General features: G+C 37.3%; 20 protein-coding genes and 1 tRNA gene. 3 read left to right on the top strand and 18 right to left on the bottom strand.

The features are described 5' to 3' along the window. Both Q0K76_RS00995 and Q0K76_RS00990 read left to right on the top strand, forming a co-directional pair. Positions 1-867 (top strand): metal ABC transporter permease, encoded by an 867-nt coding sequence (locus Q0K76_RS00995; RefSeq protein WP_294609875.1) that lies wholly within the window; start codon positions 1-3, stop codon positions 865-867. Beyond that, entirely contained in the window at positions 864-1,703 is an 840-nt protein-coding gene (locus tag Q0K76_RS00990; RefSeq protein WP_294609872.1) for a metal ABC transporter permease, read from the top strand. The genes Q0K76_RS00995 and Q0K76_RS00990 overlap by 4 nt, the downstream gene beginning before the upstream one ends. A 65-nt stretch (positions 1,704-1,768) precedes the next feature. On the opposite strand, the gene dnaB is transcribed toward Q0K76_RS00990, so the two are convergent. The 7 genes from dnaB to Q0K76_RS00955 form a co-directional block, all read right to left on the bottom strand. After that, positions 1,769-3,178 carry a replicative DNA helicase gene (dnaB, locus tag Q0K76_RS00985; protein WP_294609869.1) on the bottom strand — a complete coding sequence of 470 codons (1,410 nt, stop codon included), beginning with the start codon at positions 3,176-3,178 and terminating at the stop codon, positions 1,769-1,771. A gap of 46 nt (positions 3,179-3,224) precedes the next feature. Next, on the bottom strand, positions 3,225-4,016 hold the full coding sequence (gene truA / locus Q0K76_RS00980; RefSeq protein ID WP_294609866.1) for a tRNA pseudouridine(38-40) synthase TruA: 792 nt from the start codon (positions 4,014-4,016) through the stop codon (positions 3,225-3,227). Next, positions 4,003-5,007, bottom strand: coding sequence for an aspartate-semialdehyde dehydrogenase (locus Q0K76_RS00975; RefSeq protein WP_294609863.1), 1,005 nt, complete (start codon positions 5,005-5,007; stop codon positions 4,003-4,005). Before Q0K76_RS00975 ends, truA begins: the two co-directional genes overlap by 14 nt. Before the next feature lie 302 nt (positions 5,008-5,309). After that, positions 5,310-5,825 (bottom strand): endonuclease V, encoded by a 516-nt coding sequence (locus tag Q0K76_RS00970; protein ID WP_294609860.1) that lies wholly within the window; start codon positions 5,823-5,825, stop codon positions 5,310-5,312. A 177-nt stretch (positions 5,826-6,002) separates the two neighbouring features. Further along, positions 6,003-6,833 carry a DUF6708 domain-containing protein gene (locus Q0K76_RS00965; RefSeq protein WP_294609857.1) on the bottom strand — a complete coding sequence of 277 codons (831 nt, stop codon included), beginning with the start codon at positions 6,831-6,833 and terminating at the stop codon, positions 6,003-6,005. 41 nt (positions 6,834-6,874) lie between these two features. Continuing rightward, positions 6,875-7,705: a DUF6708 domain-containing protein gene (locus Q0K76_RS00960; RefSeq protein ID WP_294609854.1), complete on the bottom strand. Its 831-nt coding sequence runs from the start codon at positions 7,703-7,705 to the stop codon at positions 6,875-6,877. 22 nt (positions 7,706-7,727) lie between these two features. Next, a complete protein-coding gene (locus tag Q0K76_RS00955; RefSeq protein ID WP_294609851.1) occupies positions 7,728-10,427 on the bottom strand; it encodes a hypothetical protein in 2,700 nt (899 codons plus the stop codon). Positions 10,428-10,612: 185 nt separating this feature from the next. Here Q0K76_RS00955 and Q0K76_RS00950 point away from each other — a divergent pair, with 185 nt between their 5' ends. Next, positions 10,613-11,656 (top strand): LacI family DNA-binding transcriptional regulator, encoded by a 1,044-nt coding sequence (locus Q0K76_RS00950; protein WP_294609849.1) that lies wholly within the window; start codon positions 10,613-10,615, stop codon positions 11,654-11,656. A 95-nt stretch (positions 11,657-11,751) separates the two neighbouring features. On the opposite strand, the gene truB is transcribed toward Q0K76_RS00950, so the two are convergent. The 11 genes from truB to Q0K76_RS00895 form a co-directional block, all read right to left on the bottom strand. After that, positions 11,752-12,654 carry a tRNA pseudouridine(55) synthase TruB gene (gene truB / locus Q0K76_RS00945; protein ID WP_294609846.1) on the bottom strand — a complete coding sequence of 301 codons (903 nt, stop codon included), beginning with the start codon at positions 12,652-12,654 and terminating at the stop codon, positions 11,752-11,754. 75 nt (positions 12,655-12,729) lie between these two features. Then, positions 12,730-13,107 (bottom strand): 30S ribosome-binding factor RbfA, encoded by a 378-nt coding sequence (gene rbfA, locus Q0K76_RS00940; protein ID WP_294609843.1) that lies wholly within the window; start codon positions 13,105-13,107, stop codon positions 12,730-12,732. Positions 13,108-13,171: 64 nt separating this feature from the next. Further along, entirely contained in the window at positions 13,172-15,844 is a 2,673-nt protein-coding gene (gene infB / locus Q0K76_RS00935; RefSeq protein ID WP_294609841.1) for a translation initiation factor IF-2, read from the bottom strand. Positions 15,845-15,861: 17 nt separating this feature from the next. Further along, on the bottom strand, positions 15,862-17,337 hold the full coding sequence (gene nusA / locus Q0K76_RS00930) for a transcription termination factor NusA (protein ID WP_294609838.1): 1,476 nt from the start codon (positions 17,335-17,337) through the stop codon (positions 15,862-15,864). A gap of 17 nt (positions 17,338-17,354) precedes the next feature. Beyond that, positions 17,355-17,819, bottom strand: a complete 465-nt coding sequence (gene rimP, locus Q0K76_RS00925) for a ribosome maturation factor RimP (RefSeq protein ID WP_294609835.1) — start codon at positions 17,817-17,819, stop codon at positions 17,355-17,357. A gap of 184 nt (positions 17,820-18,003) precedes the next feature. Then, positions 18,004-18,080: transfer RNA gene (locus Q0K76_RS00920), tRNA-Met, on the bottom strand. 202 nt (positions 18,081-18,282) lie between these two features. After that, positions 18,283-19,089 carry a tryptophan synthase subunit alpha gene (gene trpA / locus Q0K76_RS00915; protein WP_294609832.1) on the bottom strand — a complete coding sequence of 269 codons (807 nt, stop codon included), beginning with the start codon at positions 19,087-19,089 and terminating at the stop codon, positions 18,283-18,285. Next, positions 19,086-20,282: a tryptophan synthase subunit beta gene (gene trpB / locus Q0K76_RS00910; protein ID WP_363322358.1), complete on the bottom strand. Its 1,197-nt coding sequence runs from the start codon at positions 20,280-20,282 to the stop codon at positions 19,086-19,088. Before trpB ends, trpA begins: the two co-directional genes overlap by 4 nt. A 27-nt stretch (positions 20,283-20,309) precedes the next feature. Next, complete coding sequence (gene trpCF / locus Q0K76_RS00905) at positions 20,310-21,692, bottom strand: bifunctional indole-3-glycerol-phosphate synthase TrpC/phosphoribosylanthranilate isomerase TrpF (RefSeq protein ID WP_294609826.1); 1,383 nt, start codon at positions 21,690-21,692, stop codon at positions 20,310-20,312. Positions 21,693-21,704: 12 nt separating this feature from the next. After that, positions 21,705-23,345, bottom strand: a complete 1,641-nt coding sequence (trpD, locus tag Q0K76_RS00900; protein WP_294609822.1) for a bifunctional anthranilate synthase glutamate amidotransferase component TrpG/anthranilate phosphoribosyltransferase TrpD — start codon at positions 23,343-23,345, stop codon at positions 21,705-21,707. Then, positions 23,345-24,907: an anthranilate synthase component 1 gene (locus Q0K76_RS00895; protein ID WP_294609819.1), complete on the bottom strand. Its 1,563-nt coding sequence runs from the start codon at positions 24,905-24,907 to the stop codon at positions 23,345-23,347. The genes trpD and Q0K76_RS00895 overlap by 1 nt, the downstream gene beginning before the upstream one ends. Positions 24,908-25,308 lie beyond the last annotated feature (401 nt).

The raw sequence follows: 25,308 nt of genomic DNA, 5'->3' as shown, positions 1-25,308 counted from the left end.
ATGGAACTATTATTTGAACCATTTACTTATGACTATATGCTTAAAGCTATTTGGGTAAGTTGTATTGTGGGGGCGGCCTGTGCTTTTTTATCGGCGTTTTTGATGCTAAAAGGTTGGTCGCTAATGGGTGATGCTCTTTCACATTCGGTGGTTCCGGGCGTTGCCGGTGCTTATGCGCTTGGTTTACCTTATTCAATCGGCGCATTTTTTACTGGTTTACTAGCGGCCCTTTCCATTGCCTTTATCCGTGCATTAACTCGTTTGAAAGAAGATGCCATCATCGGTTTTATCTTTTCTACTTTTTTCGCTATTGGTTTGTTAATTATTTCGTTAAATCCAACTTCGGTTAATGTACAAACCATTATATTTGGTAATATCTTAGGTATTGCCGATAGTGATATGTGGCAAGTACAGATTATTATTTTAATCTCTTTTATCTTACTGTTTTTTCTATGGAAAGATTTGTTGGTGACTTTTTTTGACGAAGTACATGCCAGATCGATAGGTTTAAATCCATTGCGTTTAAAAATCCTGTTTTTTACTATTTTAAGCGCTTGTACGGTAGCGGCACTGCAAACCGTGGGCGCTATTTTAGTCATCGCTATGGTGGTCACACCAGGAGCAACTGCATACTTATTGACTAATCGTTTTTCACGGTTACTTATTATTGCCGTAGTTATTGGCGGATTAACCAGTGCCATTGGTGCATGGTTCAGCTATTTTTTAAATGGCGCTACCGGTGGTGTAATTGTGACATTACAAACCCTTATTTTCATTGCCGCTTTCCTATTTGCACCACAACATGGCTTAATCCCTAATCGTTTAAGGATTAGACGCAACCAATTAAATAAGGTGACCAATATATGATTGAATTATGGGATTATATCAGTCACCCTTTCACCTATGCCTTTATGCAACGGGCAATTTTAGCAGCACTGGCTACCGGATTAGTATGTGCTTTACTGTCCTGCTTTTTAGTCCTTAAAGGCTGGTCGTTAATGGGTGATGCCATTTCACATGCGGTGCTACCGGGTATTGTGCTAGCTTATTTAGCGGCTATCCCGATTATTATTGGTGCATTTGCTTCCGGTTTATGCTGTTCTGTGGCTACCGGTTATATTAAAGAAAATTGCCGAGTAAAAGAAGACACTGTTATGGGAATTGTGTTTTCGGGAATGTTTGCCTTTGGTCTAGTGTTATTTTCCAAAGTCGACACATCACAACACTTAAATCATATTTTATTTGGTAACGTCCTGGGTACCACCTACGCTGATTTAAGACAAATATTAACTATCGCTATCAGTGTTTCGATTTTGGTGATTATTAAACGTCGTGATCTTATGCTATTTTGCTTTGATCCGGTGCAAGCTAAAGTGATTGGTTTACCTGTAAAACTATTACACTATGGCTTACTTAGCGTTTTGGCCTTAACCATTGTGGCATCTTTACAAGCTGTTGGAGTGATATTAGTCATCGCAATGCTAATTGCTCCAGGTATTACTGCCTTTTTATTATGTAAACGCTTTGAATTAATGTTAATTATTGCCGTTATTGTTTCAGTATTTTCAACCGTAACCGGAACGTTGATTAGCTTTTATATAGATGGTGCAACTGGTGCTTGTATTGTTATTTTGCAAGCAATTATATTTATGCTAGCTCAGCTTTATCGAGTTATTAACAACCAAATAAAGCAAAGAAAATAATTTTACAATGGCGTAACGTCTCATTTAATGGGGCGATACGCCTACAATGTATTAACAAATATCACTTATTCATCATCTAAATATTTGCTGGCATCAGCATAGTTATCAAAGCGTGAAAAATGACCTTGGAATTTTAAACGAACTTTACCAATTGGACCATTACGCTGTTTACCTAAAATAATTTCAGCAATGCCTTTATGTTCTGATGCTTCATTATAAACTTCATCACGATAGATAAACATGATCACATCGGCATCTTGTTCAATTGATCCAGATTCACGCAAATCCGAGTTCACCGGCCGTTTATCACCACGTTGTTCCAAACTACGATTAAGTTGTGAAAGTGCCACCACTGGAATTTGTAACTCTTTAGCTAACGCTTTTAAAGATCGAGATATTTCAGCTATTTCTAAGGTACGATTTTCAGAGATATTTGGCACGCGCATTAATTGCAAATAATCAACCATAATCATACTTAAACCTTTATGTTCACGGTAAATTCGCCGAGCTCTTGAACGCAATTCCATTGGCGTTAAACCAGATGAATCATCAATATAGATATTCTTCTTCTCCAGCAATAACCCCATCGTGCTAGAAATCCTTGCCCAATCATCATCTTGTAATTGACCGGTACGGATACGCGTTTGATCCACTCGAGATAGTGAAGCTAGCATACGCATCATGATTTGTTCGGATGGCATTTCTAAGCTAAAAATAAGCACTGGTTTTTCTTGCATCATCGCGGCATTTTCACATAAATTCATGGCGAAAGTCGTTTTCCCCATAGATGGACGAGCGGCGATAATAATTAAATCAGAACGCTGTAATCCAGCGGTCTTCTTATCTAAATCAATAAATCCTGTAGAAACACCTGTCACGCCATCATGTGGACGTTGAAAGAGCTCTTCAATTTTAGCAACAGTTGCTTCCAACACATCGGTAATACTTTTCGGTCCTTCCCCTTGCTTAGTTCGACTTTCAGCAATTTGAAAAATTTTGCTTTCCGCAAAATCTAAAATTTCGCTACTATCTCGTCCTTCGGTCGAGTAACAGTTATCGGCAATCTCATTGGAAGCACTAATTAATTCACGTAAAATAGCCTGCTGTCGAATAATATCACTATAAGCCACCACATTAATGGCGCTAGGGGTATTTTTTGAAAGTTCAGCTAAATAGGCAAAACCACCAACATCAGCTAATACCGCTTTGCTTTCTAGACTTTCAGAAAGTGTAATTAAATCTATCGGCGTACCTTTGCTAACCAAAGTATGCATCTCAGAAAATATCAATTGATGATGTCGCGAGTAAAAGTCACGCTCTGTAATCATCTCGGCAACCGCATCCCAACGCTGATTATCTAACATTAAACTACCTAAAACAGCTTGCTCCGCTTCAATTGAATGCGGCGGTAATTTTATATTATGCAGTTTTGATTTTTTAGCATCTTTACTGCTATTAGTTTCATCAATATTCATTGCATTTATTTTTCTCTATATTTAATTCATATCTAAGCAGTTATGCTTATTCTAAAAATAATGGCCCTAAAGCTAGATTAGGTATTTGATACTCTAATGGGTAATCGACTTGAACTAAGTATAATCCTTCCGGTTTAGCTGTGGCAGCAGCTAAAGTTCTATCTTTAGCTTGCAATAGTTCAAAAATCCATTTCGGTTGTTTATTGCCACAGCCCACTTCTAACAAACTGCCGACTATATTGCGCACCATATGATGCACAAAAGCATTGGCTTTAATATCGACTATAATATAGTCAGCTTGCCTTGTCACTTCAATATGATGAATATTACGCCACGGCGTAAGTGACTGACATTGTGCGGCGCGAAAAGACGAAAAATCATTTTCCCCTAATAAATATTGCGCTGCTTGATGCATTAACTCTGCATTTAATGGTAAATAATAGTGAGAAACCCCTTTAGCTAAAATTGCCGGACGATAACGACGATTATAAATCACATAACGATAACGCCGAGCCTTGGCACTATATCTGGCATGGAAATTTTCATCAACCTGTTTTGCCCAACGTACAGCAATATTGTGGGGTAAATGCGAATTAACGCCCATCGTCCAGGCACTATGTGATCGCTGAGCTCGGGTTTGAAAATGAACAACTTGCCCAGTGGCATGCACACCAGCATCGGTTCGACCTGCACAAAATAACGTAATTGTTTCATTAGCGATAATTGATAAGGCTGTTTCTAACCTTTGTTGAATAGAGTCCACAGATTGCTGGCGCTGCCAGCCAAAATAGTCACTACCATCATATTCAATACCTAGCGCAATTTTACAGGTATTCATTAATGAGGATCTCTAAAGTCTCAATCAACATTAATGCGCCCAAATAGCGAACGTTATCGGCAACCGACCAAAATTGAATTTGCTCATAATTACCGTAACTGTGCCTTAAATTGGCAATTTTAATCACCAGTGATTGTTCCGAATCATTGCTAACTTGGGTGACAGGAGTGGGCAAATCGCCCTCATGTAACTCAACACCATATTCACTAACTCGTGCTGTATCTAATTCAATCGGCAAACTACTACTTACATTAACTGCTTGGGCAAGACCATAAAAAACTGGCACAACCACTGATTCAATTGATACTGGCAACTGATAGTTGCTAATAACTTTACGAATTTGATTAACTTGCGATTGCTCACCTAATACTGAATCGTTAATTTGATGTGATACAGGTAATAAATTAAATGCCAATTGCTGGTCAAATAACACATTATCTACCGGCATACCGTTTAATAATCTGGCACTTTGCCCTGCTAACTCATCAACACCTTGTTTACCATATAGTGACGCAGGAATAAAACTGGTCATATGCAAGTTTGTTAACAGTTCAATATTGGTTAATGAGGCAGCCGCTCGTAATAATTGACAAACCGTGGCACTAGCCACCGCAATAATATTTTCATTACGGTATTCAGTTAACACAGGATTATTAACTCGTGGCACTAATAATGGAATGTGATCTTGCAAGGCAAAATAACCACTAGCATCAATCACTATACACCCTGATTGAGCTGCAATTTGTGCATACTTTTCACTGGTTTTAGTTCCGGCAACAAAAAAAGCAAAATGGCAGTCACTCCATTCCATTTGGCTACTATCAATAACCGTCAAGTTTTTACCGGCAAACCTAACTATTTCACCAGCACTATTATCACTACCCACTAAATAAAGATGTTCAATTTTTATTGAGCGTTGTTGTAATAATTCAACCAACGCAGAACCAATTTGCCCTGTCGCCCCGACAATGGCAATATTCCAAGCTGACATATCTTAAGCCTAATTAAAAAAACATAAGGCATTATACCATCATATTGCCTAAGATAGCGGAAAAAGATGGTTGATCACTAAGCGAGTAATATTATTTTTTCAGCATTTAGTAGTCAATTGAGATTATATTTATTAATTATAATATTGATTAAATTCAGTTCATTAAATAATAAAACTGAGTTTTACTTACCAAAAGTAATTATAAATGTCGTAATACAAATTGCATATTTTATTAAGACAATCGTTGATTATCTCATTACTCGTTATTGGTAATATAATAATTAAAGTAATGAGCCCAAAAATTATTCTAATTTAAACAATTTTGTCTGTTGATCTAAATAATTAAGTAAATCAGGCATCCTATATTTACCTGCCATTAATTTTATATTTGCCGCGGCAGTTTCTAATTCAGTCCCTATTGCGGTGACATATAACGGATGTTTGCTCTGACCTCGCATCACTTCAACTAAATATTGGCTATTGCCTGAAAAAGGCTTTTTTGCCACACCAATAATAGGTATAGATTTATCTAACGCATTATATAAGTGCCCACCTAACCCAAATTTACCTTCATCCAAATGTACATAGCCATCAATAACGATAGCGGTAATATTATTTAAATCAATTTTAGCTAATAGTGACATTATGCACGGTAATTCACGCTGATAAAACTGACCGGACTGATATGGTGCCACATTATCTTGGTAATCAGTAACTATCGCCTTAATATCAGGCTTCGAATCTGCCCAATGCTCGAATAAAATACCGACTGTTTTAGCTCGATTTTCAATGTAATAAACGTCAATTGCAATTATCATATTTAATTATTTACTCTTTGATATATTATTATAAATTAACTAATTATATTAAATGTGATTAATAGAAAAAAGCATAATAATCTCTGCTTTATCTCATTTGGTTAGCGTGGATAACGTTGTTACACTCTATCACAATTGCTTTTAAAATCGTTTTTACTTAATATCCAAGTTTGCTTATTACGGCTTAACATTATATTTATGTTTAATGTCAGCTAACTCTTTTTGCGATGTGGCGTTAAACGCTTCAACCATCCAGTCTGGCCAGCCTTGACCTTTGATGATGTCTTTTTTAAACTGCGTTTCTTGCTCCCATTTATAGATGCCGTCATTTAAACTAATCAAATCATTGGCACACATAAAATTATTCACCCAACCCCAGACCAGATAACTACCGATGCCATTGCGTGCCGGATCTAACATTATATGGTCAATGGTTTTATGGCTATGGGGCTTGCACACCATTAAAATAATGCTAACGAGGGAATATGGTGAAAAGTTATGTATTGCCACCCCTTGCAAATGTGCCCAATCATACTCTTTAATGCGCTTTTTATTCGGATGGAAAAAGGTCAGCGGATTGCGTAATGATTTAAAATTAAAAAAATAGCTTTCATTCACATACACTTTACCAGTTTTACGATTAAAAATAATCGGACTACCACGGCGTGTAAACAAGTTTTGATAGCATTCTGGTATCATTAAATATAAAGCAAGAATAAAACAAATTATGACTATCAACAGAAGAATAAACGGAACTATAGAATCAATAGATTTCAATGGTAGCCATGTTAGCAAATATATTACTAGAGGTATTATAAAAATTAATGAAATTGATAGACTCAAACTAATACATAAATAAAAAATCTGATCTGATTTTGTCTTGCGGATAAAAGCACAATAGTTATCATTAGCATATAGCAAGCGATCATCGGCACCAGTTATATATTTGGTGCCTTTATCTAAATCACCTATCCAACCTAGAATCTGTGGACGATATTGTGAAGGCATGGTTATTCCTTATTATTTTACTTAATATCCAAGCTTGCTCATTACGACTTAACATTATATTTCTGCTTAATGTCAGCTAACTCTTTTTGCGATGTGGCGTTAAACGCTTCAACCATCCAGTCTGGCCAGCCTTGACCTTTGATGATGTCTTTTTTAAACTGCGTTTCTTGCTCCCATTTATAGATGCCGTCATTTAAACTAATCAAATCATTGGCACACATAAAATTATTCACCCAACCCCAGACCAGATAACTACCGATGCCATTGCGTGCCGGATCTAACATTATATGGTCAATGGTTTTATGGCTATGGGGCTTGCACACCATTAAAATAATGCTAACGAGGGAATATGGTGAAAAGTTATGTATTGCCACCCCTTGCAAATGTGCCCAATCATACTCTTTAATGCGCTTTTTATTCGGATGGAAAAAGGTCAGCGGATTGCGTAATGATTTAAAATTAAAAAAATAGCTTTCATTCACATACACTTTACCAGTTTTACGATTAAAAATAATCGGACTACCACGGCGTGTAAACAAGTTTTGATAGCATTCTGGTATCATTAAATATAAAGCAAGAATAAAACAAATTATGACTATCAACAGAAGAATAAACGGAACTATAGAATCAATAGATTTCAATGGTAGCCATGTTAGCAAATATATTACTAGAGGTATTATAAAAATTAATGAAATTGATAGACTCAAACTAATACATAAATAAAAAATCTGATCTGATTTTGTCTTGCGGATAAAAGCACAATAGTTATCATTAGCATATAGCAAGCGATCATCGGCACCAGTTATATATTTGGTACCTTTATCTAAATCACCTATCCAACCAAAGATTTGTGGACGATATTGTGATGGCATGGTTATTCCCCCTTATATTTAATTATAGTTTATTTGTTTTGGTTATGATTAATGGCACTTCTTCACGGTTATGGTATTGGATCATGATTTGATATTTTCTAAAAGTATTTGCACCAATTGTTCCGGCGATCCATTTGTTAATAATGAGCCCATTTATAATGATATCTTCGGATTGGTTTAGTTCATCATTCATATCATGATTGGCTGACAAGGTTAGGGTAAATTCAGCAGGTTCGTCATTTGTTGGTTCCTGTGACCAAATTCCGGGCTCTTTTTTACGTTCATACTTATCAAAATAGGCTTTTTTATCAGTGCAAATAAACTCGTTAAAGCCAGTATGGTTTTTAATGTCTACTACTTTAATATGTTGTGACGTCACCCGGCATGTTATATCCATATATTTCTTGGTTATTGCGTCCTGTTGCTTGTCAACACTTCGACTGTCATTAGTAAATAAGCGAATCATAGCTATTGCTGATTCGTTTTGACTGGTTTTAGCAAAATTAGGAATATCTAAATAAAAATAGACATGCCGGTTAAATATATTGGCTTGATCTTGCGGTGATTTAGCCCGTAATGGATTATACAGCGGTTTTAAGCGAATAAAGGTTTGAATATTATACGTCATAACGGCATAATCATTGAGGGCTAAACCAAAACCACTGTGGGCGCTGTAATCATCCTCGAGATAGGCGCTATAGCCTAAATACTCCAATTCATCTTGTTTACCAAAACAACAGCGAGTTAGCCAATGCTGAATAGGGGTAAAGTTATCGTATTTTTTGCTAAACATAATCGCAATTGTGCCTATTAGCATTGCTATAAAACCAAAAAGAAGTGTGAATGGATTAGAACATAATAATAAAACAGCCCCAAAACCCAAAGCTAAACTTCCAAAAAGTCTAGCCATGAAATAAGTTTTATCTTCCATATTCACCATATCAAACGAACTTTTTAATTCGCCGATTGCTTCTAGTACCGTAATTGCCGCAAATGCTCTGGTAACAGTTTTAGAAATTAAGCCATTTAAACGCAGTTTAGCTTCAATTTTTGTCACATCAGCGTTAACGTTGATTGCTTCATTTAATTGCATATTGAGTTTGATATTTTTATATTGGCTGGTTAAGTCGATACCTATTAATGCCAGTGATACTACATCTTTAACCAACTGATTTTTTTGGTTTAGTTCACCGTCCCCTTCTTTGGCTTTATCCCACTCTTTGAGGTTATCTAAAATATCCAGTAAGGTAAAGTAACCTGTTATTGCACTGACCGCAAGATTGACCCTAACGGAGTTTATACCTAGTTTGATCTCAGTTTCAATTTTGCCTTTCACAATTTGACGTATGATGTCATCTGATTTTTTTTGAAGATCGGTAATTTTCTCTTCAAATTTCGGTATTATTCTGCCGATTTTTTGTTTTACTTTGTCTGCAGCTTTATTTAATTTTTTTCTGCCCGTGTCTATTACTTCATTGGCTTTTTTGTTAAGCTCGTTAACAATTTTCTGTTGTTTATGGATTAATTTGAAGTAAGATTTAAATTCTTGCTCCATAAATTTTTTTAAACTATGTGGACTTAATATGCCGTTAGAACGGTTAATAAATGCCACAAATATGGCTTTACTTTCTTTATCAGGAAAACATAGTGTAAATTTGGCATGTTTAGTTTTTACTGTGCCTGTTTTACTCGTTTGTTCTTCAATATCAAAACTTTTCAAAAATTCAAGTTCATGCGGATGATTAATCCCCCGGTTGTAAAAACTTTGATGCATTTGAGTTAATAAATACTGAATTTTAGCGATATTGGCTGGTCTAATTTGCACATGAATTTCAACCGGCAGCGCGCCAAGTTTGGCAAGCTGATCGAAAGCATTGAGTCGCATCCAATGTGATTCGATGGGTAAATGTAATTTGTCCTGAGCTAGTACCGCTTGTTTTTTTAATGCCGTACGATTTAGATAAGTATTACTATTTTCAGCTGATAATGTCGTATGTTGGTTTGCTTTTGATATTTTTGACAATTCTTGATTAATTGACTCGAGTTCTTTGTTTAATTGTCTAATCTTATTTTCATACTCTTTTTTAGCGCGTCTTAGCTCTTCGCGTGCTTTGGGATCATTTGCAGGTATTTTTTGTTTTTTTTCTTCAAGTTCCTTTATTTTTTGCTTAGTTTGTTTAATTTCACTGTCGATTTTTTCTTTATTTTCATTTAGTACTTTTTGCTTATTTTTTAATTTTTCTTCTTCCTTTTCTTTTTGATAGGCATTGTAAACAGTTGCAAAATTAGTCGCTTTTTCTAGTAAATCCTTTGGGGTATAAAATTGTTGACCAGTAAAATCAACATAAACTTTTTCATCTCGATCGATGCCTTTAGGGTTGTTATAATCAATAATGTAATAGATGCTTTCAGGATTACTAAGTAGCTCGTCCCATAGGGCACTGTCTTGCTCAAATTTTATTTCAGAATGGGTTGAATCAAGTAAAATCGAAGTGACCTCTGATATGTGCATGATTTGCATGGTGTCAGTACTAAAATCAAATTCGCGTTGCCAAAAATGAATCGAATTAAAGCGTTTTGGTTGTGTTGAGCTAAATTGCGATACCATTCCTGCTTTACCAAATAACCAACGAACATAAATAAAATAGTCCAGTGACCACTCTTTATGATAATTAATAACTTCTTGATAATAAGATAGAAATTGGACTCGATAATGCCTCAATAGTTAAGGTATAACGGTTATGACTTACCCACTTAATCCATTTATCACCTTACGATTAGTAGTATCGTTAATTGTTGAGGATTATATTTTTGGAAGATAGTTCGAAAATATCAATAAAGGTAAATTACAAATTTGATGATTAACGCTAAAGTAAAGCATCTATTTGTTGACCTGGTTAATTGATTATGGCAAAAACCACTCTAGCAACAATTGCTAAACAAGCTAATTTATCTATCGCTTCAGTATCAAGAGTATTAAAAAAACCACAACAGACTTCTGCACTTACTCAGTCTAAAGTTTATCAAGCTATTCAAGAATTAAATATCGATACCTATCATAATATAGATAATTATCAAACAACTGAGATAACCAAGAAGATATTAATTATTGATAATCAACTTATTTCTCATAGCTTAATTAACTATGGCATAGAACATGTTTTAAAACACGCTGATTATCAGCTATTTTATTTACGTTTTCCTTATTCAAATAATAATGATATTCAACATTTAGTTAGATATGTAACGCAAAACTTATTTGACGGTATTATAGTAATTAACGATGCACCCTATTTAGAAAAGCTCAGTCAATATACCCTTACCATGCCACCTATTATTTTGGTGAATCATTTTCATGTCGATTTTACTTGTGTCTATTTTGATCACCTTATGATAGGTCATCAAATGACCAAATATTTAATAGAACATTCTCATTCTAAAATTGCAATTTTGTTAAGCCACTACGATAAGATAAGTTCAACACAATTTTTGCAAGGTTATCAACAAGCATTACATAGAGCAAATCTAACCCTAGATTCTAACTACATTATTCAAGATTGTTTTACCTATGAGCATGGACGGTTAGCAATTAAAAATTTGCTCAAAAGCAATAAACCACCAACAGCAATTATTTGCGCGGATAATATCTGTTTAAATTATATGGATGAAAAATATTACAGCGAACAACATTACCAATCATCATACCGAACAGTGCTTGGCGCATTAGATCAAATACGTGAAAGTCAAATCTCTGCATTTGCTTTAGCTTATATTAGTCACACCAAGCAGCGACAATATAATGAACTTGATAGATTAAATAGAATCTATAAGCCTTTATATAAGATGGGGCAACAAGCCGCGATTTTACTCTGTGAGTACCTTAAAAATAGCAATATGTTAACTAAACAATATCACCTTATTAATACTGAGCCGATATTTGTGAATGCTTGATCATCTATTAGACTCCTGTCATGACAACTTTTTGCCACGACAGTAAAAATTAACATTTGTGGTTAACTCAATCATTTATCTACAATAAATGGACATTATGCTATGGTTGAAATCAAACGTTTGGGTGATAATTGATGACCAAATTGAATACCTGCGCCAATAAATTGTTCACCTTGATAAATTCGCACTAAAGTATCATTTGGCGTAAAAGTTTCTATCTCAATGGTTCGCCCTAATAAGATATTATTACCTTGCGCTTGTGTAAGCGTGATTTTTGAATAATCTTGTAAAGGACTATCTACTGGCATTAATACATGATCACGTTCAGACATGGTTTGCAATTCGTCTAATGTCAGCATGTTTTTGATAGGATAATTGGCCACTTGTAAACGCCTGAGGTAAATAACATGTGCACCACAACCGAGCAATTCACCTAAATCATCGATAATGGTGCGAATATAAGTGCCTTTAGAACAGTGGATCTCTAGACTTAGGTGATTATTTGTTGCATTAAAACCTAAGAATTGATTTGCATAGACTGTAATCGGTCTGGCTTCACGTTCAATAACAATACCTTGGCGAGCATATTCATAAAGGGGTTTGCCTTGATATTTTAACGCTGAAAACATAGTTGGCACTTGTAAAATATCACCACGAAAATGTGTGAGTGCTTGCTGAATATCTGACTCAGTAATAATTACGTCTTTAGTCGAAATTATTTTACCATCAGCATCCGAAGTATCTGTTCGTTCACCTAGTTTGGCAATCACTTGATAACGTTTATCAGAATCCAGTAAGTACTGTGAAAATTTGGTGGCTTCACCAAAACATATAGGCAACATACCTGTGGCTAGTGGATCTAATGCACCTGTGTGCCCGGCTTTTTTAGCGTTAAATAACCATTTAACTTTTTGTAGCGCATCATTGGATGTCATGCCTTGCGGTTTGTCTAACAACAAAACGCCGTGAAGATCACGGCGTGTTTTCTTTATATTCATAATATTTAATTTATACTCAAACGTATAGCATTCCTGAAACTTCTTTACAAAAAATTCCGATCTGCTTAGTTAATATTAGTCTTTATGTCGCTCATTATCGTGTTTAATGACATCAGATACCAGAGTTGACATTTGCATACCTTTGACCAGTGACTCATCATAAAAGAATTTTATTTCTGGAATAATGCGCAGTCGCATCGCCTTACCAATTAAAGTCCGAATATAGCCTTTGGCATCATTGAGTACCTGTAAACCTTGCTCAACAATTTCAGGATCTTCATCATTTAAGAAAGTTACAAATACTTTTGCATATGCAAGATCACGTGAAATATCTACCCCAGAAACCGTGACCATACCTAAGCGAGGATCTTTAATTTCACGTTGTAAGATTATCGCAATTTCTTTTTGTAATTCATGTCCGACTCGGGATGAACGATTAAATGCTTTTGCCATATCTATTTTCCTTAAAATGAATAAGCAAGGCTTGCACCTTGCTTATAACATAACGACACAGTAATTAAATAGTACGTTTAATTTCTATAGTTTCAAACACTTCTATTGAATCACCAACACGAACATCGTTATAGTTACGTACGCCTATACCACACTCCATACCATTACGTACTTCGTTCACATCATCTTTGAAACGGCGTAATGATTCAAGTTCACCTTCATAAATAACCACGTTATCACGAAGTACCCGAATAGGATTATGACGTTTGACCATGCCTTCAACAACCATACAACCAGCAATGGCACCAAATTTTGGTGATTTAAACACATCACGTACTTCAGCAAGACCAATGATTTCTTGTTTGTACTCTGGTGCCAGCATACCGCTCATAGCTTGTTTGACTTCATCAATTAAGTCATAAATAACTGAATAATAACGTAAGTCTAAATTTTCCGATTCAATGACTTTGCGTGCTGATGCATCCGCGCGCACGTTGAAACCTAAAATAATGGCATTTGAAGCTGCGGCTAATGAAGCATCCGTTTCGGTAATACCACCAACACCAGATCCAATAATCTTAACTTTAACTTCGTCAGTTGATAGTTTAAGTAATGAATCACAAATAGCTTCGACTGAACCTTGAACATCTGCTTTTAATACAATATTAAGTTCAGATACATCACCTTCAGTCATGTTAGTAAACATGTTTTCTAACTTAGCTTTTTGCTGACGTGCTAATTTAACATCACGGAATTTACCTTGACGATAAAGCGCCACTTCACGGGCTTTTTTCTCATCACGTACTACTGTCGCTTCATCACCTGCTGATGGTACGCCTGATAAACCAAGAATCTCAACCGGAATAGATGGACCAGCTTCTGTTACTTCTTTACCAAGTTCATTGCGCATCGCACGGATACGTCCATATTCAAAACCACACAGAACAATATCACCTTTATGTAAAGTACCAGACTGAACTAATACGGTAGCCACCGAACCACGACCTTTGTCTAAGAAAGATTCAATAACCACACCACTAGCCATGCCTGATTCATAGGCGGTTAGTTCAAGCACTTCAGCTTGTAACAAAATTGCTTCAAGTAACTGATCAATACCAGTACCCGTTTTAGCTGAAACATGCACAAACTGGGTGTCACCGCCCCAATCTTCGGACATAACACCGTACTGAGCGAGTTCACCTTTAACTCGCTCTGGATCGGCTTCTGGTTTGTCAATTTTATTTACCGCCACTACAATTGGCACATTCGCTGCTTTTGCATGCTGAATTGCTTCAATGGTTTGTGGCATTACACCATCATCAGCGGCAACAACGAGTACCACAATATCGGTCGCTTTAGCTCCACGTGCTCGCATTGAGGTAAATGCAGCATGACCCGGTGTATCTAAAAATGTTATTTTGCCATTTGGTGTCTTCACATGATATGCACCAATGTGCTGTGTAATCCCACCAGCCTCACCGGAAGCAACTTTAGCTTTACGAATATAGTCTAGTAGCGATGTTTTACCATGGTCAACATGCCCCATGATGGTAACCACCGGCGCACGCGATACTTTTTCAGCCCCAGTGTCACGATCGCTCATGAGTGATTCTTCAAGTTCATTCTCACGGCGCAGTACTACTTTATGGCCCATCTCTTCAGCAACTAATTGTGCAGTTTCTTGATCGATAACCTGATTAATCGTCGCCATTGCGCCCATTTTCATCATGGTTTTAATTACTTCCGAACCTTTTACTGCCATTTTGTTAGCGAGTTCAGCAACGGTGATGGTTTCACCAATGACCACATCGCGGTTAACTGCTTGTACAGGTTTATTAAAACCTTGCTGTAAGGTACTCTTACCTTTCTTTTTATGACCACTACGGGTAGCAGCACGCGCTTCTTCACGCTCTGCTTTACCTTCTGATAATTTACTACTCTTTTTCTGCTTGGTTTGTTTTGCATTGCGTCCACGACCGCGGGCACTTTCCACCTCGCGATCGGTATCATCTTCGGCAGCTCTTGCATATTTAGAAGTGGTGACATGATAGTCTTCGTCATCACTATGTTCATTATCATCAACATCACTATATTGTTCCGCAAGCTTACGTGCTTCTTCAGCCATGCGTTTGGCATCGGCTTCTAATTTGCGACGATTTTCTTCCTCAGCTTTACGTTTAATCTCTTGTGCTTCCGCTTCTAAACGCGCTTTTTCCTCTTGTGCTTTTTTCACTTTAGGATCAACTTGCTGTTCTTGTACTTGTGCTTGTTTTTCCTTTTCTTCTTGAGCACGTTTCTTAGCTTGAGTTTCTTGACGTTTTTTCGCCTTTTCTGCTGCTAATTTTTCCTTTTCTTCTGCATCTTGACGTGCTTTGAGTTCGGCTTCTTGTTTAGCTTTTTGCTCAGCTTCTTGACGTGCTTTTTCCTTTTCTTGCTCAGCAATGAGCTCAGCAGGATCGCGTTTAACAAAAGTACGTTTTTTGCGGACTTCGACTTTAATTTCTTTGCTTTTACCACCACCACTAGACACATTAAGTGTTGAGTGAGTTTTACGCTGTAGCGTTAATTTTGTTGGGCCTTGCTGAGGATTCAAGTGGGCAAGCAAAGCTTCTTTTTCCTTTTGGCTGACAGTATCAGATGCAGTCTTTTTTATCCCTGCATCAGCAAACTGTTGCAAAAGTGTTTGCACTGGAGTATTTATCTCTTGAGCCAGTGTTTCTATTAATACTTTGGTCATGTATTACTATCCCTCAATTATTCATTTGCAAACCAACAAATATTACGTGCAGCCATAATAAAATCGCCAGCTTGTTTACTTGTTAAACCTTCAATATCTGCTAGATCATCGGTACCTTGTTCTGCCAAATCTTCCAAGGTAATAACATCATGCTGCGCTAATTGATAAGCTAATTCTTGTGTCATACCTGATAAATCCAATAGATCTTGTGCTGGTCTCTTATCACCGCTATGTGCAAGTGCTAGAGTGGTTAATGCATCTTTGGCTCGATTCCTTAATGCTTCAACCAACTCTTCATCAAGATCTTCAATTTCAAGTAGCTCATCAACAGGTACATAAGCAAGTTCTTCTAATGATGTAAAGCCTTCTTCAACTAATAGTTGAGCAAGCCCTTCATCAATATCTAAATGTTTCATTAGATTAGTAATTGCCGCAAAGGATTCTGCATGATGCTTTTCTTGCAAATCCTCAGTACTCATGACATTTAATGTCCAACCCGTTAGCTGCGAAGCTAAACGAATATTTTGGCCATTTCGACCAATTGCTTGTGGTAAAGTTTCAGCATTGACAGCGACATCCATTGTATGTTTATCTTCATCAACTACTATTGATACAACATCAGCCGGCGCCATCGCATTAATTACATATTGTGCCGGGTTGTCGTCCCATAACACTATGTCAATGCGTTCACCACCAAATTCATTTGATACAGCTTGCACACGAGCACCGCGCATACCGACACAAGCACCAACTGGATCAATGCGACGGTCATTACTACTTACCGCAATTTTAGCACGAGATCCAGGATCACGAGCGACACCTTTGATATCAATCATCTCTTCGCCAATTTCAGGCACTTCAATACGAAATAACTCTTCCATCATTTCAGGATTAGAACGACTAATACACAGTTGCGCAGGTTTATTATCTTGTTCTACTAAGTATAGTATACCGCGTACGCGATCACCAATACGAAAATTTTCGCGTGGTAACATATCATGGCGTGACATCATCGCATCCGCATTATTACCTAAATCAAGAATAACGCTTTCACGGTTGGTTTTTTTAACAATACCCGTTACGATATCACCAATTCGGTTTCTGAACATATCAATAACCATCGCCCGTTCTGCTTCACGAACTTTTTGCACAATCACTTGTTTAGCTGTTTGCGTAGTAATACGGTCAAATGCCACTGATTCTATTTGTTCTTCAACATAATCACCAATTTTTTTAGATGGATCTTCATATTGAGCTGCTTCTAAGGTGATTTCTTTGGTTGGTTGGGTCACGTCATTAACTACTAGCCAACGACGGAATGTATCGTAATCACCAGTTTTATGGTCAATTTTTACCGTAACATCAATATCAACAGTGTGCTTTTTTTTGGTGGCGGTCGCTAATGCGGTTTCTAACGCTTCAAAGATTTTATCTCGAGTTAACGCTTTTTCATTTGATACTGCTTCCACCACAGCTAAAATTTCTTTATTCATCCTTTTACACCCGTATTTTATTTATTTAGATTAAAATTAGGTACAATATTTGCTTTTTGAATATTACTAAAAGCAAATACCTCATCATTATTATCAACTGTCAAAGTAATCATCTCATTGTCGATTGACTTAATTTTTCCTTTCCACTTACGACGATTAGCAACAGGAATACGTAAACTTACCGTAATTTCTTCACCAACAAAACGCAGGTAATGTTCAAGCGTAAATAAAGGTCTGTCCATACCTGGAGAGGATACTTCAAGATTATAGGCATCTTTTATCGGATCTTCGACATCAAGTACGGCACTAATTTGTCGGCTAACATCTGCACAATCATCCACAGTAATACCATTTTCACTATCAATATAAACACGTAATACCGGATAACGACCTCGAATATATTCAAGCCCGACAAATTCAAAACCTAGTGCATTAACTGGCTCTTGAATAATATTGGTTAATTGCTGTTCTATATTAGCCAAACAAACCTCCATCGCAGAAAATAAAAAAGGGCATAAAGCCCAATATTCCTTTTAAACTTACGCTTAAATTTACACAAAAAAACCTCGACAAGCGAGGCTACATTCAAAACTAATATAATGAAGCCACTTGATTCGAACTTTCATACAATAACAGGGTAGATTGATTTGTTGATGAAAATTTAAGTGGTTGCGGGGGCTGGATTTGAACCAACGACCTTCGGGTTATGAGCCCGACGAGCTACCAAGCTGCTCCACCCCGCGCTAGATGGGTGAGGAGTATACTGTATTTTGAATAAAATGCAACTGGAAAGAGTACAAATTTTATTAACTATTCTAGAAGTTATTGATAAATTTCAAATAGTATTTTTAATCTTTATTTGTAAATAATGATTTTTTATATTCAACGACCAAATTCATGTCATCATAATTAATAAAACCGCTGAATAATCAGCGGATTAATATCTTATTTTTTACTCGCTGCTTTCATAGTTTTTACGAATTCAGCTAACTCACTTAACATTTTTTCTGGATTGTTGAGATTTTTCTCGATAATTTTAACTGTTGCTGAACCGGCAATTGCGCCAGCCGCGCCAGCTTTGATTGCTTCTGTTACTTGACAAGGTTCAGAAATACCAAATCCTTGAATTGCTGGCGGGGCACCATATTGCGTTAATTTATCGAGCAAATGAGTTAATGGTTTATTGGCGCGATTTTCGGTGCCGGTAACACCAGCTCGCGACACTAAATAGGTATAGGCTTGGCCATGTTTGGCGATGTTTTTAATTACATTATCATCAGCATTAGGCGGACAAATAAAAATCGGTGCAATACCATATTTATTGGCCGCTCCGGTAAATTCTGGTGAGTATTGCACCGGAAGATCAGCAATCAATACCGAATCGACACCCGCTTTAGCACATTTAGCATAAAAATTGTCAATGCCATTTTTAAACACTAAATTAGCATAAATCAGTAATCCAATTGGAATATCAGCATTTTTAGCCCTAATTTTGGTTAAGATTGCAAAGCATTTTTCTACGCTGATCCCACCATTAAAGGCGCGGATATTGGCGTTTTGGATGGTTGGTCCATCGGCCATAGGATCAGAAAATGGAATACCTAACTCTAAAGCATCCACCCCTGCATCCACCATAGTTTGAATAATTTGCAAGGACAGTTCGGAATTAGGATCGCCAACTGGCACAAAAGGAACAAATGCACCTTCATTTTTGGCTGTTAATTGATTAAACAGTTGTTGATAACGGTTCATTCTATTTCTCCTCTTGCTTTTAAAATATCATAAACGGTAAAGATATCTTTATCTCCCCGACCGGATAGATTAACAATTAATAACTGTTCTTTATTCGGATTTTGTTTGATCATCTTTAAGGCATAAGCCAAAGCGTGGGATGATTCAAGTGCCGGAATTATACCTTCATGACGTGATAATGCTTGGAACGCATTCAAGGCTTCATCATCAGTAATTGACACATAATCGGCACGTCCAATACTATCTAAGTAAGCATGCTGTGGCCCAACTGCCGGGAAATCAAGTCCGGCAGAAATAGAATAAGATTCTTCGATTTGCCCTTCGTCAGTTTGCATCATTGGTGTTTTCATCCCAAAATAAATGCCTAATTTACCATGTTTAAGTGAGGCGCCATGTTGTCCCGATTCTATGCCATGACCACCTGGCTCAACCCCAATTAACTTCACCGATTTATCATCAATAAAATTGGCAAACATGCCAATTGCATTTGAGCCACCACCCACACAAGCAATGACGGCATCTGGCAGGCGCCCTTCTTTTTCGAGGATCTGTTGCTTGGCTTCACGGCTAATCATTTGCTGAAATTCACGCACAATCATTGGGAAAGGGTGCGGACCAGCAGCAGTACCTAACATATAATGTGCTTTTTCATAACTACCTGACCAATCACGTAAGGCTTCGTTACAGGCATCTTTTAACGTTGCGGAACCTGTTTCTACCGGGATCACCGTTGCGCCCATTAAGCGCATTCTAAATACGTTAGGTGCTTGCCGTTTAACATCTTTAGCACCCATATAAATGCGGCATTTTAATCCCAATAAAGCACAAGCTAACGCCGAAGCAACCCCATGTTGGCCAGCGCCAGTTTCAGCTATGATTTCGGTTTTACCCATGCGTTTGGCTAGTAATGCTTGCCCTAATACCTGATTAGTTTTATGGGCACCACCATGCACTAAATCTTCACGCTTTAAGTAAAGCCTAGTTTTAGTACCGGCTGTTAGATTTTTACATAAGGTTAGCGCTGTAGGGCGACCAGCATAATTGACTAGTAGATCGTTAAACTCTTTTTGAAAATCAGGATCGTCTTTAGCGGCTAAAAAGGCTTGCTCAAGCTGCTCAAGTACAGGCATTAATATTTGGGGAACATATTGCCCACCAAACTCGCCAAAATACGGATTTAATTTAGACATAATTATTACCTTTTAATTAAAATTATTCGATCAAATTTGTGCAAATACAGCTGTTATTTTTTGTGGATCTTTTATCCCCGGTGACAGTTCCACTCCAGAGTTAAGATCAACACCTATCACACCGCTTGCTAACGCTGCTTTAATATTTTGTGGATTAATACCACCAGCTAAAATCACATTTTCAAGATTTTGGTCATTTAATAATGACCAATCAAAACTGTTACCACTACCGCCAGAACCATTATCGAACACATAACGATCAATTAATGGATTATTATGTTCAGGAATGTTGTCAGCAATACTTAACGCTTTCCATATGTGGCATTTTTCAGGCAAGTTACGGCGCAATGTTTGTATATAGTCTTCATCTTCACTACCATGAAGTTGCACCGCATACAATGACAGCTGTTTAGCTATTTGCGATATTTCATCAACTTCGGCATTTTTAAATACTCCCACCCAATTTAATGGTGCGGCCGCAATAACCGTACGAGCTTTAACCGGCTGAATATACCGCGGGGAATTATTAACAAAAATTAAGCCACCATAAACAGCTCCAGCTTTATAAGCACTTAGTGCATCCTCGATTCGAGTTAAACCACACACTTTATTTTCACCAAGCATGACCTTACGAATAGCTAAAGCTAAATTATTTTCCGACATTAACGCACTACCAATTAGGAAACCATTAGCATAGTTACTCAGTTCTTTAACTTGTTGGTGAGTATAAATACCCGATTCGCTAATAATAATGCGATCATTCGGTATGCTCTTAGCTAAGGTTTTTACCCGATTTAAATCCACGGTGAGATCACGCAAATTTCGATTATTAATGCCAATTACTTTAGCGCCTAATTTAATTGCACGCTCGACTTCATCGGCGGTACTGGCTTCGGTCAATACTCCCATTTTTAGCTGATGAGCAAGTTGGCTAAAGCGTTGATACTCTTCGTCTGTAACCACGGACAACATCAATAATATTGCATCAGCTTGATAATAACGGGCCAAATAAATTTGATATTCATCGATGATAAAATCCTTACATAGCACTGGTTGAGTGACTTCGTTACGGACTATAGGTAAAAAATCAAAACTACCTTGAAAATACTTTTCATCGGTTAATACTGAAATAGCCGAAGCATAATCTTTATAAACTCTAGCAATGCTGGCTGGATCAAAATCGTTACGAATCAAACCTTTTGACGGCGAGGCTTTTTTGCATTCTAAAATAAATACCGTTTTAGGTTTTGTTAAGGCTTGATAAAAATCACGATCACTGGCGGTTATGGCTGATTTAAATGTTGCCAAAGGTTGTTGTGCTTGGCGACCTTCTAACCAGACTTGTTTGTCTTCAATAATCTTTTTTAATACTGTTGCCATTTCAACATTTTTAGTTAGTGCTGCAATTGCCATATTATTGTCCCTCTACTGCCTTGCCGCTAATTGAAGTAAGAGTTGATAGGCTTTACCACTGCGCATCATCTCAATTGCTTGTTTAGCATTGTGTTTTAAATCTGGCTCACCAAACAAGCTCATTAACATAGCTACATTAGCTGCAATAGCCGACTCATGGGCTAACTTGCCATGACCTTGTAAAATAGCCACTAACATATCACGATTCATCTCGGGTGTTCCGCCTTCAATATCTTTTAAAGTGAATGTTTGCAAGCCAAAGTCATCCGGAGTAAGGTTAAAGTAACGAATTTCACCATTTTTAACTTCAGCAACTTGGGTGTCACCATGAATGGCGACTTCATCCATACCAGCACCATGCACCACATAAGCGTGAGTGTAGTTAAGCATTGTTAAAGTTTCGGCAATCGGTTTAATTAAATCAGGATGATATACCCCTAATAAAATACGTTTAGGTCGTGATGGATTAATTAATGGCCCAAGTACATTAAAAATGGTACGTGTTTTTAATTGTTGGCGAACAGGTGCGGCATGACGGAACCCTGAATGATATTGCTGAGCAAATAAGAAACATACACCTAATTCGTCTAAGGCCTTACGAGAGGACTCCGCAGACATATTCAATTTAATGCCTAGTGCAGAAAGTACATCAGATGAACCCGATTTACTGGAAACGCCACGATTACCATGCTTAGCCACTTTATAACCTAAAGCCGCCGCTACAAAGGCACTGGCTGTTGAAATATTGATACTGTTAGTGCCATCACCACCGGTACCGACAATATCAGTGAAGTCATAACTTGGGGCGGCAAAAGGATCGGCATTTTCGAGTAAAGCTAAAGCCGCGCCGGCAATTTCGTCTGGCTGTTCACCGCGGACTTTCATACTAATTATTGCTGTGGCTAAAACCGTTGGTTCAATCTTTCCTTGAATAATCAAGTTAAATAGTATTTTACTTTCTTCCTGAGTTAAAACTTGGCCAAGATACAGTTTATTCAAAATCGGTTGAATATTGTATTCTTGCTTATCGACAATGGCTTCTGGTTGCGATTGTGATGGTAATTGTTGTTCAGGAGGATTAAGCGCCCATTCAATAGTTTGTTCTAATAATTTCACACCATAAATAGTTAAAATTGATTCCGGATGAAATTGGAAACCACAAACGCGATCTTGATCATTACGTACTGCCATAACAATATTATTGCAGATTGCATTAATAGTGAGTGATTTTGGGATATTTTCACCTTTTAATGAATGGTAACGCGCGACTGGTAACGGATTAGGTAACCCCTGAAACATAGCTTGCCCATCATGTTCAATTAGTGAGGCTTTACCATGTAAAATATCACCTGCTGGCACAATGCTGCCACCATAAGACTCAACAATAGCCTGATGCCCAAGGCAAATACCAATAATTGGCAACTTACCCTTTAAGCGTTTAAGCAATTCCGGCATGCACCCTGCTCCACTTGGCGCGCCGGGGCCTGGTGATAAGAATAGAATCGGATTTTGCATCTGCGCTAATTTTTCGATAATCACATCAGCAGGAAGGGTATTACGATAAACAGTCACATGATGTTTGCTGCTACGTAATTGATCGACTAAGTTATAGGTAAACGAGTCAATATTATCAATAAATAAGATATTAGCCATTAGAATACACCTTCTACATTATGTGCTGCCATAATTGCCCGCACTACTGCGCGCGCCTTATTGCGTGATTCATCTGATTCAGATTGTGGTTCCGAGTCCAACACCACACCACCACCAGCTTGTACCGTGGCGATGCCCTCCTCTACATAAGCCGAACGAATCACAATGCACGTATCCAAATCACCATTGGCGGTAAAATAACCTATCGCTCCACCATAACTGCCGCGTTTGCACTTTTCGGTTTCTGCAATTAACTGCATGGCACGAATTTTAGGTGCCCCCGTTAACGTCCCCATATTCATAGTTGCTTGGTAGGCATGCAACGCATCTAAATCATCCCGCAACTGCCCTACTACTCGTGAAACCAAATGCATCACAAAAGAATAGCGATCCACTTTCAATAATTCTTTGGTATAACGACTACCAGGCTGGCAAATCCGGGCTAAGTCATTACGTGCTAAATCAACCAACATTAAATGTTCAGCCAGTTCCTTTTTGTCAGTGCGCATTTCGAGTTCTAAACGGCTATCTAAATCATGATCAATCTCACCATTAGCGGTTATGCCACGAGGTCGGGTACCAGCAATGGGGTAAATTTCCACTTGATTAGTAGCTTTAGCATATTTAAGCGCACTTTCCGGAGAAGCACCAAACAAGACAAAATCTTGATCTTGCATGTAAAACATATATGGGCTGGGATTATTAGTCTTTAACACTTGATAAGCCGCCAACGGTTGCGGGCAAGGTAAGCTAAAACGCCGTGATGGCACTGCTTGAAAAATTTCGCCTTGTTGTATGGCATCTTGCATTTTTTTAACAATGGTGTTGAAATCATCATCACTTTTATTACAAGTGACTTGCACATTTGCCAGTGACTGCTTATTAATTGGTTTGCTGGGTTGCTGTAAAATTGTTTGTAATTCGTCTAATCTTTGTTTTAAACGAGCAATGTCATTAGCATCGGAGGTAAAAGCCGTAGTTTTTAAAATAGAAGTATGATCTTTATGATTTATTTCTAATAAGGTTTCGGCCAAATAAAAGCAATAATCTTGACAACGTTGATCGGTTGGTAATACCGGCAAATGTTCAAAACCAGCCGCTAAATCATAGCTAAATAAGCCACCCACAAACAAAGCATCTTGACTACAATCGGTAGGTACATTAACCACGTGTAACAAGGTTCTTAAGGCATCAAAAACAGATACTGACTTAAGCCTTGAATCTTCATCTTGCAGGTTATCTATTGCAGGAAACACTAAAATAAGTTGTTGCTGCGCCAGTTGGCTATCAGCGACTTTTTCAATCAGTGCTTGCTGCAATAATGGTAATAATTTTTCACCATTGCTGGTTAATGCACTTATGGTTACTTGATTATTAATTGCGGAAATACGAAGCGCACTATCAACAATCATTACACTTTTAATGCCCTGTTTATTATCAATTTCGGCAGATTCCAACAACAACGTTGCCGGGCGACTTGCACATAATTGATTAAAAACCTGAGTCGGATCTTGATAATACCCCATTGATTTGGTTATCTGTGTTAATGTTGGCTTATTCATTGTTAACTCTCTGCTTTTTAATTTTTATCACATTGTTTTTGATTATTATCCACAAACTAAAAAACCCGCAGTCAGCGGGTTTTGTGAAACAGACAATACGACTTCACCTCACCCGCCAACAGTGATACGCCACCAACCAAAAACAGTTGTTTTTATAAATTTAGTGACTAGGTATTGTCGTTTCATGATAAGTTAAACTAGGTAATTAATTTTGTACTATTAAACTAGTTCGATAGTGTTTTGTCAAGCGAATATTTTGTACCCAATAAAGGAAAAACTCAAAGTTATAAACAATTATGACGTCATTATAGCTAAATATCGCAAAATGAAATTACGCCAAAGTCGTAAAAAGGCAAGTGGAATAAAATTGATGGTGAAGATATTAATACACTTGGTAGCTG

Source organism: uncultured Gilliamella sp. (assembly GCA_945271295.1).
In the GTDB taxonomy this organism is placed as follows: domain Bacteria; phylum Pseudomonadota; class Gammaproteobacteria; order Enterobacterales; family Orbaceae; genus Gilliamella.
The sequence above is the reverse complement of the archived record's forward strand: the minus strand, read 5'-3'. Positions and strand labels throughout refer to the sequence as shown.